We start from the raw sequence: 586 nt of genomic DNA, 5'->3' as shown, positions 1-586 counted from the left end.
TGATCAAAAAAAGCCACATTAAGTGGCTTTTTAAATCAGATCAGTCAATCAAAGATTATTGCTGATTGATGTACGCTTTAAAGCGCGCTTTTGTTTCTGCGTCTGCTTTTTGATACCAGAAGTGCAGCATTTCTTCTGCCGTAGAATCTGCTTTCACTGCGGGTGCACGCGCTTGTTTCATGTCTTCAGGAATCTTTGCAGGAAGCGTGACTGGTTGCATGGTCGCTGCGCCAGCAAAAGCGACGGCTGCTGTACCGCCAGCGCGGTTGTAATCTTCGATTTCACGCACGTAATCACGGCCGATTTGCATACCCGGTTTGATCAGCTTGTCTTGGTCAACTGCTACTGCTTTGCCTGAACCATCAACCAGTTTCCAATCGAGATCTTTGATGTTTTCTTCCGCGTCACGCATGTTGCGGTATTTTGGAACTTCAATCGTCAACTCTGCATTTGCAGTATCGAAGCGTGCCACGATAGCGTCGCTTTCTACGCTTAGACGGTCATTACCTTGGTTGAAGTAAGGTGCGTAGCGGAAAACGACTTGGTTTACGCCATCCGGTAGCGTCAATGTTTTTTCAGAAGCAAA

The 586-nt window shown here is 46.8% G+C and carries 1 protein-coding gene; it reads right to left on the bottom strand.

Features of this window, described 5'->3' with window-relative positions; all coding sequences use genetic code 11:
* Positions 1-55: 55 nt before the first annotated feature.
* Positions 56-586: DUF2057 family protein (locus tag R8N49_RS28970; RefSeq protein ID WP_318190683.1), on the bottom strand; the 531-nt coding region annotated here is incomplete at its 5' end.

This window comes from Vibrio sp. 1978, assembly GCF_033344345.1.
Note: the sequence above shows the minus strand (reverse complement) of the source record. Positions and strands in the feature narration are given on the sequence as shown.